Source organism: Halobaculum rarum (assembly GCF_040025155.1).
Classification (GTDB): domain Archaea; phylum Halobacteriota; class Halobacteria; order Halobacteriales; family Haloferacaceae; genus Halobaculum; species Halobaculum rarum.
Window position 1 is genome coordinate 942,381 of record NZ_CP157275.1, and the last position, 9,408, is coordinate 951,788.

At 67.6% G+C, this 9,408-nt stretch carries 11 protein-coding genes; 5 read left to right on the forward strand and 6 right to left on the reverse strand.

Annotation, left to right across the window (positions count from 1 at the left end):
* Window positions 1–45 precede the first annotated feature (45 nt).
* Both ABJD39_RS04950 and ABJD39_RS04955 read left to right on the forward strand, forming a co-directional pair.
* Window positions 46–729: a DUF99 family protein gene (locus ABJD39_RS04950; RefSeq protein ID WP_348612690.1), complete on the forward strand. Its 684-nt coding sequence runs from the start codon at window positions 46–48 to the stop codon at window positions 727–729.
* Window positions 730–759: 30 nt separating this feature from the next.
* Window positions 760–1,368: a uracil-DNA glycosylase gene (locus tag ABJD39_RS04955; RefSeq protein WP_348612692.1), complete on the forward strand. Its 609-nt coding sequence runs from the start codon at window positions 760–762 to the stop codon at window positions 1,366–1,368.
* Here the strand turns inward: ABJD39_RS04955 and ABJD39_RS04960 are convergent.
* The 5 genes from ABJD39_RS04960 to ABJD39_RS04980 form a co-directional block, all read right to left on the reverse strand.
* Window positions 1,362–2,048 (reverse strand): rhomboid family intramembrane serine protease, encoded by a 687-nt coding sequence (locus ABJD39_RS04960; RefSeq protein WP_348612694.1) that lies wholly within the window; start codon window positions 2,046–2,048, stop codon window positions 1,362–1,364. The two genes, ABJD39_RS04955 and ABJD39_RS04960, sit on opposite strands and share 7 nt — an antisense overlap.
* A 160-nt stretch (window positions 2,049–2,208) precedes the next feature.
* Window positions 2,209–2,799, reverse strand: coding sequence for a hypothetical protein (locus tag ABJD39_RS04965; protein ID WP_348612696.1), 591 nt, complete (start codon window positions 2,797–2,799; stop codon window positions 2,209–2,211).
* Between the two features lie 245 nt (window positions 2,800–3,044).
* Window positions 3,045–3,635: a 50S ribosomal protein L15e gene (locus ABJD39_RS04970; protein WP_348612697.1), complete on the reverse strand. Its 591-nt coding sequence runs from the start codon at window positions 3,633–3,635 to the stop codon at window positions 3,045–3,047.
* A 134-nt stretch (window positions 3,636–3,769) separates the two neighbouring features.
* Window positions 3,770–4,090: a hypothetical protein gene (locus tag ABJD39_RS04975; protein WP_348612698.1), complete on the reverse strand. Its 321-nt coding sequence runs from the start codon at window positions 4,088–4,090 to the stop codon at window positions 3,770–3,772.
* Window positions 4,091–4,148: 58 nt separating this feature from the next.
* Window positions 4,149–5,066: a serine/threonine-protein kinase RIO2 gene (locus ABJD39_RS04980; protein WP_348612699.1), complete on the reverse strand. Its 918-nt coding sequence runs from the start codon at window positions 5,064–5,066 to the stop codon at window positions 4,149–4,151.
* A 174-nt stretch (window positions 5,067–5,240) separates the two neighbouring features.
* Between ABJD39_RS04980 and ABJD39_RS04985 the strand changes: the two genes are divergently transcribed.
* Complete coding sequence (locus tag ABJD39_RS04985) at window positions 5,241–6,110, forward strand: lipoate--protein ligase family protein (RefSeq protein WP_348612701.1); 870 nt, start codon at window positions 5,241–5,243, stop codon at window positions 6,108–6,110.
* A gap of 13 nt (window positions 6,111–6,123) precedes the next feature.
* Here the strand turns inward: ABJD39_RS04985 and ABJD39_RS04990 are convergent, their stop codons facing one another.
* The gene (locus tag ABJD39_RS04990) at window positions 6,124–6,672 is read right to left on the reverse strand and encodes a peroxiredoxin family protein (protein ID WP_348612703.1); all 549 of its coding nucleotides are present in this window, start codon (window positions 6,670–6,672) and stop codon (window positions 6,124–6,126) included.
* A gap of 145 nt (window positions 6,673–6,817) precedes the next feature.
* On the opposite strand from ABJD39_RS04990, the gene ABJD39_RS04995 reads away from it, so the two are divergent.
* Window positions 6,818–7,669 (forward strand): deoxyribonuclease IV, encoded by an 852-nt coding sequence (locus tag ABJD39_RS04995; RefSeq protein ID WP_348612705.1) that lies wholly within the window; start codon window positions 6,818–6,820, stop codon window positions 7,667–7,669.
* 196 nt (window positions 7,670–7,865) lie between these two features.
* Window positions 7,866–9,395 (forward strand): carboxypeptidase M32, encoded by a 1,530-nt coding sequence (locus ABJD39_RS05000; RefSeq protein WP_348612707.1) that lies wholly within the window; start codon window positions 7,866–7,868, stop codon window positions 9,393–9,395.
* The last annotated feature ends 13 nt before the right edge of the window (window positions 9,396–9,408 follow it).

The following is a 9,408-nucleotide window of genomic DNA, read 5'->3' on the forward strand; positions in this document are numbered from 1 at the left end:
CCCCCACTCGCCGGACGGAACCCAACCGCCGCACCACACCGCACTGTGAAGTCCGGCACTCGCGCGCTCGGCGTCGCCGTCTCGGCCGACGGCCGATCCGACGCCGACCCGCCGGCGCGCGCGACGGTCGCGGCGGCGGCGGTCCGCGCCGACCGCGTGGTGGACGGACTCTCGTTTTCGACGTGTACCGTCGGCGGAAGCGACGCGACCGCCGCGGTTGTCGACTGCATCGACCGGCTCGGGCGCCCGGACGTGCGCCACGTTCTGCTCGCCGGCGTCGCTCCGGCGTGGTTCAACCTGATCGACTGTCGCCGCGTGCACGAGGCGGCCGAGCGCCCGGTCATCGCGGTCTCGTTCGAGGCAAGCTCCGGCCTTGAACCGCACCTGCGCGAGCACTTCACCGGCGAGGCGCTCGACCGACGGCTGGCCGTCTACGAGTCGCTTCCCGAGCGCGAGCCGGTCACCCTCGCCGGCGAGGCGACTCGCGGCGGCGGAGCCGTCGACGAACCGGGGGATGAGCCCGACTTGTGGGTCCGCCCGGTCGGCGCTGATGCCGCCGCTGCTCGCCGGATCGTCGCTGCCCACACGCCCGAGGGCCAGGGTCGTCCCGAACCGCTACGGGTGGCGAGGCTCGCGGCGCGCGCCGGCCGGTCGTACGCCGAGCGTCGGGCGGGAACTGCGTCGAATGCCGAACCGACCTCGGGGTCGGAGGGCGCCCGAGACGGGTAGGTTTACCTCCGCGGCGGGTCGCGTTCGCGTATGAGCGAGCAGTCGCTGGACGCGGATCTGTGCGTGTCCGACTGCGAGCGCTGTCCGGCGCTCGCGGAGTCCCGATCGCGGATCGTCAACGGGACCGGGCCGACCGACGCCGACCTCGTGTTCGTCGGCGAGGCGCCGGGTGCAAACGAGGACGAGCAGGGCGAGCCGTTCGTCGGCCGCTCGGGGACGGTGCTGGACGACGCGCTGCGGGACGCCGGACTCGCACGCGCCGACGTGCGCATCACCAACTGCGTGCGCTGCCGCCCGCCGGACAACCGCGACCCCCACAGCGACGAACTGGACAACTGCCGCGGGTACCTCGCCGAGGAACTCGCGCGCATCGATCCCGAACTCGTCGTTACGCTCGGAAAGGTCCCCTCACAGCACCTCCTCGATCGCTCGGTCGCGGTAACGAACGAGGCGGGCGAGGTATTCGACGCCCGCGTCGGCGACGCGGCGGTTCGCCTGCTGGTGTGTCTCCACCCGGCGGCGACGCTGTACGACCGGAGCCAGGCCGACGCGTTCGAGGAGACGATCCGGACGGCCGCGGAGCTTGCGGGGCTCACGGACGGGGGCGCGGGCGGGCAGTCGTCGCTGGGGGACTACTGAGCGTCGTCCGCGGTCGATTCCGTTCCCCCGGCGCACCACAGCGCCCCGACCGCGAGCCCGAGGACGAGCCCGGACAGGTGGCCGCCGTTGACTTCGACGGGTGCGTGCGGGAGGCTCGCCAGGAGGTTGCCGGCCACCGCGACGACGGACGAGAGCCCCACGAGCGCGGCGACGACGTCCAGCTCCGTGAGCCGCCCCCGGAAGCGGATCCCGCGGACCAGCGCGAACCCGCCGAGCGCGTAGCCGAGGCCGCTGATCCCGTAGAACGCGACGTTCGACTCCGGACTGTACGCGAGCAGCACCGCGTAGCCGACCCCGAGCGTGAGGACGGCGCCGATCGCCACGAACGCCCAGTAGCCCCGCGGCGAGAAGTGGCGCTCCTGCGGGGCCAAAACCAGTAACACGAGGACGTTCGAGAGGAAGTGTGGAACCCCGCGGTGGAGGAACAGCGAGAGGAGGTACACCGAGTCGTCGCCGTGGAGGTAGAGGAACGCCGTCAGCGCCCGCACCGACGACGCGTCCGTGAGGTACGTCCCGACGACCTGCAGCAGGAACACGCCGGCGGTGAGCAGCACCAGCGTCAGCGTCGTCCCGGTACGGGTCGACCGGTACTGGCGGACCAGCGACGAGACGAACGCGTACCAGTCGTCGCGTGACTCCGGGAGACCGTTCGTCTCCATCACCCTCGACTCCACTCTAAACGCTCTTAGCACTTTCTCGAACCAGTAGGCCTGAGTGGAAGATTCGAACGACTCCGTAACTGTCTATCCCATCATCTGACAACACCTATGACGAGTAGCCTCAGTTGGGAAATCCCGGAGGTTCGCGCAGTTGAACATATTATCGAGCGTTTACAAATCTTAAGTCGATTTCCGCAGATTCATCAATTCCAGTGTTCCAATTTGAGATGATAAATTGATACGATCCGCCAGAGAGTCGTACATGTTTATCTGTGCTCTTTGTCTCAAAATCTGAGCCTTCTGTATAGTAGCTGTATTCGTCTCCATTTTCAAAAGACTCGAATTCTGATTGGTCTATTAGTATTGCATCGATATGTGATCCGGAAGTAATCTCAAGTTCTAAACTGAATGTGGCACTGGACTCCAGACTCCATGTCCACCATCGATAGTACCCCGGATCGATGATCTCAGTTGCGGATTGTTCGTTGATCTTTTCAGTAAAACGGGGGTCGTTTGGGTAGTCATCATAATAGTCGATTACGCCGTCCCCGTCCGAGTCCGGTCGAGGGGTGTCCGTTGGCGTACTGGTTGGCGTTGCGGTTGGCGTGTCAGTTGGTGTCGCGGTTGGCCGAGGGGTTGGGGTAGGGGTTTGTGATGGTGAGGTTTGTACGTCAGACTTCTCTTGTACGTCAGGGTCGTTCGGTGCGTAGTCCTTACTGTCGATCATACCATCCCCATCAGAATCTTCCACATCGTTACCACCCCCAGTGCATCCTGCAATGGTTCCCATCCCAATGGTCAATATACCACTGAGCAATTTTCGTCGATCTGCATAATGGTCATCCATCGTACCTATTTTGCTGTGATCTGATTACATCAAAGTGCGGATTTAAGAATCACATATGATATGCAATGTGGTGACCGGGGACTGGACCAGATGCTGATCAGATGACCTAGAGATCCTGAATATGATGCGAAAACGTCGCGTCGCGGGCGTTACTTGCCGCCGCGGTCGCCGCGCGACACCGACGGGCGGGTCTTCTCGGTGCCCTTGCCGCGCTGGCTCAGGCCGCGGTTACGCTTGCCGGCGTTGGTGAGGCCGCGGAACGCGCGGCCCTTCTGGGAGTCGTCGCAGATCCAGTTGAGCTCGTCGTCGTTCCGGATCGCGGGGTGCTCGGGGTCGACGAGGATCACTTCGGTCCACTTCTGGGAGCCGTCCTGGCCCACCGGGTAGGAGGCGAGCACGCGGAGGTTCGGGAACTTCCGCGAGACCCGTTCCTCGCCGATGCGCTGGATCGACTTCCGGCGACCGATGCGGTTGACGCCCTGGCGCTTCGAGCGGCGGCCCGCCTTGTGGCGCTGCTTGCGTGCGCCGCCCTTGCGGACGGAGACGCGCGCCATCACGATGCCCTGTTTGGCCTTGTAGCCGAGTTCGCGCGCCTTGTCGAGGCGGGTCGGTCGGTCGATGCGGACGATGGCGCCCTCGTTGCGCCAGTCCTGTTTGCGCTGCCACTGCAGTTCCGCGAGCTTGCCCTCGTCCTGGTTCCGCCAGGCTTCCTTGATGTGGGAGTAGAAGCTTCGTGCCATTGGTGGTCTCCGCGGGCGCTTGCGATTCAACCGCGCCGGGGAACCCCCGAGCGGTCACATTTCGTCCCGGCGTACCGGGTGCCCACTGGCGGCCCACCTGCCAGCGAGTTGCCGATCGTTTCCCGCAAGCGCTGTTAAGGGCTGCGTTTCGAGTCGTCGGTCCCGTCCGCTCCACCGAAGTCGTCCCGACGGAGCCTCCGTCCGACCCCGAGCGCGGGGACGATGGCGACCCAACCGGCGATCACGAGCACGAAGCCCGCGAACCCGTAGTACAGGTGCGAGCAGCAGTAGTAGCCGCCGCCCATGCCGCGGAGGAACTCCCGGCCACCGTAGGCGACCGCGAGGGTGCCGATAGCCGCGACGAACGGCCGGGAGAGCGGTTCGGGGTATCGGTGGAGGAGGAGCGGGGACCAGACGGCGCCGACGAAAAGCGCCGCCATGACGAGTTCGTTCACGGCCCAGTGCTCACGACGATCCGTGAAAAATCCGCCGCAGGCGCCGCGAGTTCGGCGCCTACGCCTCGGAGCCCGCGAACGCCCGCACCGACTCGAACTCGCCGTCGGCGATCGCGTCGGCGACCGCGTCGGCGTCGACGTCGGGCGTCTCGCTCGGGTACTTCCGGACGAAGTAGCTCACGATGTTGTCAACGTCGCGCGCGAGCAGTTCGTCGGCGTTCTCGTGGTCCGTCTCGACCGACTGGGGCCAGTCGAAGATCACGATCCCGTCGTCGCTGACGGCGACGTTGTACTCGGAGATGTCCGCGTGGACGTAGCCCGCGCGGTAGGCCAGATCCATCTCGCGGAGGATCAGGTCGAGCACGCCCACCGCCTGCTCCGACCGGAGCTTCGCGTTCGCCAGCTCCGGGCCGGGGAGCTTCTCCATCACGATCGCGTGGCGGTTGTGGTCGATCGGCCGCGGCACCGACACCTGCGGGTACAGGTCCTCCAGCGCGCCGTACTCGCGCTCGGCGGCCTTGCGCGCGGTGTACTGCCAGGAGACGTGGTGGTTGTCGCTGGTGTAGTCGCGCTCCTTGTTCACCTCGCGGAAGTTGGTGTACCCCTCGCGGTGGAACTTCAGCGCCATCGGCCGGTACGTCTCCACCTCGTACACGTCGCTTTCCTTCCCGACGCCCAGCGACGACCCCATCCCGGTGACCGTCTCGCGCTCGGCGAACGTGTGCAGCGCCAGCGCGTCGTATCCCATGAAGGTGAGCTGATACCCCACGTACTGGATCGTCTTGCGCCGGATCAGGTCGCGGTCGGCGCACCGATCGATCCGGTACTCGGCGTTCTCCTCGGAGAGCCCGGCGTACCCCGGGATCTTCTCGACGTTCACCCACTCGGAGAAGCGCATGCCCTGCTCGACGCCCGAGAGGAGATAGAAGTCCTCGGGCTCGAGCTCGGCCATCGTTTCGGCGACGTTTCCGACCATTACCCGTGTTTCGTCGCCGCGAGGTGAAAAGGGGTTCGCGGCGATGATCGGGCTCGTAGCGCCGATCGAACTCGCGGCGCCGACCGAGCTCGCGGCGTCGATCGGCGACGCTCGAACGCCGACGCGTCGGCCCGCGACCGGCGGCTCTTTGGCCCGCGACGCCGGACACCCGGTATGAGCGATTCGGATGCCGAAGGCGACGCGGTCGGGCCGGGCGGCGGCTCCGCGGGCCCGCTGGCCGACCGCGAGTGGCGGCTGATCCGCGAGGAGTCCAGACCAGGCCCGCTGAACATGGCGCTCGACGAGGTCGCCGCCGAGACCGCCGCCGACGGCGGCCCCCGCACGGTCCGCGTGTACCGCTGGGAGCCCTCGTGTCTCTCGATGGGCTACGCGCAAGATCCCGAGACGGTCGACTGGGACCACTGCGCCGACGCCGGAGTCGACGTGACGCGCCGGCAGACCGGCGGCGGCGGCATCTATCACGACCACGACGGCGACATCTCCTACTCCATCACCGCGCCCGCGGAGGAGCTGCCGGGAAAGCTCCTCGACGCGTACCACCTGCTGTGCGAGCCAGTCCTCGACGCCTTCCGCTCGCTCGGCGTCGACGCCGACTACGCCGCCGAGGAGCGCCCGGCGATCTACCACCCCGCGTGCTATCTCCGCGCCCTCCATCCGGCCCACGACGTGTGCGCCGACGGGGGTGCGGGGCGGAAGCTCTCGGGCAACGCCCAGTACCGCCGCGATGAAAGCGTCATCCAGCATGGCTCTGTCACGTTCGACGCGAAGCCCGGCGACCACCTCGCGGTCTTCCGCGACCACGGCGTGAGCGAGGAGCGATTCGCCGAACGCGTCGGCGGGATCACCGACTACGCGGACGCGACCCGCGAGGAGGCCGTCGTCGCGTTCGAGGACGCGCTGGCGACCTGGGCCGACGCCGAGGAGGGCGACTGGACCGACGCGGAACTCGACCGCGCCGAGGAGATCGCCGACGAGAAGTACCGCAGCGACGGCTGGGTTCGCGAGCGGCCGGGTCCGCGATAGTCGCTTCGGGCCGTCAGAACCCGAACGTCTCCGGCTCATCGCCGATCTCGGCTCGGACCGCCTCGTGGAGTTCGTCGACCGGCGGCGTGTCGCGCGTCGGGTCGAGCCAGTGCTCGCCGAGCCAGCGGTAGCGGATCACGCCGTCCTCGTCGATCAGGAAACACGACCGCCGCGAGCGGCGAAAGACGCCGAACGTCCGATACGCGACGCCGAACGACTCCGAGATCGACAGGTCCGTGTCGGCGAACAGCGGGAAGCCCAGACCGAGCCGGTCGATGAACTGGCGGTGCAGACGGGGGCCGGACTTCGAGACGCCGACGACGTTCACCTCGTCGCCGGAAGCGAACCAGTCGAAGTCGCGGAAGGCGCACCACTCCTCGATGCAGTCGGGGCTGAAGTCGACCGTGTAGAAGCTGAGAAGGACCGGCTTGTCGAGCAGTTCCGAGAGCGACGCCTCGCGTGTGTCTCCCTCCGGCGTGACGAGCGTCGCGGCGAACTCGGGGGCGGGATCGCCCACATCGAGGGGGTCGCCCGGGGGGCGCGACGGATCGGACGATGGCATTCGACCGATCTGTGTGCGCTCGGGGAATAAGCGTGCGCATCCGCCCCTCCTGGTTGAGAACGGCCGTGACCGCCGAGGCGTCGACGAACTCCCGCGAGCGGCCGGTTCCGAAGGCGCTTTGGCCCCCGACTCGTCACCGGAGGGTATGAGCGCAGACAGCGACGCGACGCTCCGGATCGGAGCCCACGAGTCCATCGCCGGCGGCACGTACAACGCCGTCGACGCGCTGGTCGACGACGGCGGCAACTGCGGCCAGATCTTCACCCACTCCCCGCAGGTGTGGCAGAACCCGAACATCGACGACGAGGAGGCCGAACGCTTCCGCGACACCAGCAACGAGCACGGCGTCGGCCCGTGGGTCATCCACTCGTCCTACCTCGTGAACCTCTGTACGCCGAAGGACGACCTCCGCGAGAAGTCGGTCGACTCCATGCAGGAGGAAGTCGACGCCGCCGCGAAGCTCGATATCCCGTACGTGAACGTCCACTTGGGCGCCCACACCGGCGCCGGCGTCGAGCAGGGCCTCGACAACGCCGCCAGCGCGCTCGACGAGCTCGACATCCCCGACGGCGTGACCGTCCTCGTCGAGTCGGACGCCGGCTCCGGCACCAAGCTCGGCGGCGACTTCGAGCACCTCGCGGCCGTGCTGGAGCGCTCCGAGCAGGACCTGGACATCTGTCTCGACACCGCCCACGCGTTCGCCGCGGGCTACGACCTCTCCACGGCGGCGGGCGTCGAGGAGACGGTCGCCGAACTCGACGAGGTCGTCGGGCTGGAGCATCTGGAGTGCGTCCATCTCAACGACTCGAAACACGGGTGCGGGACGAACAAGGACGAGCACGCCCACGTCGGCGAGGGCCTCATCGGCGAGGAGGGCATGCGCGCGTTCATCAACCACGAGGACCTGCGCGACGTGCCGCTCGTGCTCGAAACGCCCACCGAGAACGGCAAGTCCTTCGCGTGGAACATCCAGCGCGTTCGCGAACTCCGCGAGTAACCGAACACCACAGAAGCGAACACCCGCGCTCGCGTACACGGTCTGTCGGGCCGTCGACGGCGTGTTCCGCCGGGGCGTCGTCGTCGAGGACGGCGCGGCGACGTTCGTCGGGGACCGGTAGCCGCCCGCGGCGCGGAAATCGGCCATCCGGGCGGGCCACCCGGAGCTTGATACCGCGGGACATGTACCCACCGCCATGGCAGCACCCGCCAGCGATCTGGAGTCGACAGTGACGGAGGACGCCCCCGAGGCGTATCGAGAGTTGATGGGGCAGTACGAACGGATCGCCAACCTCGAGAGCGGCAGCGGCGTCCTCTACTGGGATCAGCAGGTGATGATGCCGACCGGCGGCACGGCCGCCCGCGGGAAACAGCTCGCGGCGCTGTCGGCGACGACCCACGAGAAGCTGACGAGCGACGCGATGGCCGACGCCCTCGACGCCGCCGAGGCCGCGGACCTCGACGACGAGCGCGCGGCGAACGTCCGCGAGGTCCGGCGGCGCCACGAACGGAACCGCTCGGTCCCGGAATCGCTCGTCGAGGAGCTGACCGAGCACCGCTCACACAGCCAGCAGGTGTGGAAGGAGGCGAAGGCCGCCGACGACTTCGCGCAGTTCGCGCCGGCGCTGGAGACGCTGCGCGATCTTCAGGTGGAGCGCGCGGAAGCGATCGCATCCGACCGCCCCGCCTACGAGGTCATGTACGAGGACGGCGAGCCGTACCTTCCCCTGGAGCGGCTGGAGGAGATCTTCGAGGAGCTGAAGGCGGGGCTCGTCCCGCTCATCGAGGAGATCGAGGCCTCCGACGCCGACCTCGCATCCCCGTTCGTCGCGGCGGGTCCGTACGACGACGAGACCCAGCGCGGGCTCTCGGAGGCCGTACTGGATCTGCTGAACTACCCGGAGGACCGCGGCCGCCTCGACGTGTCCGCCCACCCGTTCACCTCCGGCAACCAGTTCGACGCGCGGATCACGACGCGCTTCAAGCCCGAGGACCCGATGGACGCGTTCACCGCGACCGTCCACGAGTTCGGCCACGCCAGCTACGAACTCGGTCTGCCGGACGGTCGCTTCGGCGAGCCGCTGGGCGCGTCGCTGTCGTCGGGCGTCCACGAGTCGCAGTCGCGGTTCTGGGAGAATCACGTGGCCCGCACCGAGCCGTTCTGGGAGGGGTTCGTCGACGAGGCCAACGACCACCTCGGCACCGACGCGACCGCGCGGGAGGCGTACGAGGCGGTGAACCAGATCTACCCGGACAACCTCATTCGGGTCGAGGCGGACGAACTCACCTACCACCTCCACATCATCCTCCGGTGTGAGATCGACCGCGCGATCGTCGAGGGCGACGTCTCGATCGAGGAGGTTCCGCGGGTCTGGAACGAGAAGATGGACGACTACCTCGGTGTCGTCCCTGGCACCGACGCCGAGGGCTGCCTGCAGGATATCCACTGGAGCAGCCGCTTCGCCGCGTTCCAGGGATACACCATCGGCTCGGTGCTGGCGGCGCAGTTGGACCACGCGATGCGCGAGGACCTCGGCGACGTGGACGCGCTGATCCGCGAGGGCGACCTCGGCCCCCTGTGGGAGTGGATGACCGAGCACGTCCACCGGCACGGCCGGCGGTACCCGACCGACGAGTTGGTCGAGGAGGCGACCGGCGAGCCGCTGACGGCCGAGTACTTCCTCGACTACGTCGAGGAGAAGTTCGGCGAGTTGTACGGGCTCTGATCGGCGGACGACG